Here is a 240-nt window from a genome sequence, read left to right as displayed (position 1 = left end):
CTCTGGTCGGGGCCCCGCTCCTCCCACGGCTTCAGGATGGCGAATTCGACCGCCGAATTCGATTGCGCGGCACTGGTCAGGAAGTTCAGGCCGCTGATCGAGCCGACGATGTCGACGCCGGGCGTCGCCTGCAGGATGTCACGCGCCTTCTGCGCCACCGCGTCGGTGCGTTCCAGCGACGCGCCGTCGGGCAACTGGATGACGACGAAGAAATAGCCCTGGTCCTCGACCGGAAGGAAG

1 protein-coding gene is annotated in these 240 nt (G+C 66.2%); it reads right to left on the bottom strand.

Annotated elements, in window-relative coordinates; translation table 11 throughout:
* On the bottom strand, positions 1–240 hold a 240-nt coding region (locus AC0L3S_RS39695; protein ID WP_473285440.1), incomplete at both ends, for an efflux RND transporter permease subunit.

It is taken from the genome of Bradyrhizobium sp. Ken01 (genome assembly GCF_055807355.1).
The sequence above is the reverse complement of the archived record's forward strand: the minus strand, read 5'-3'. Positions and strand labels throughout refer to the sequence as shown.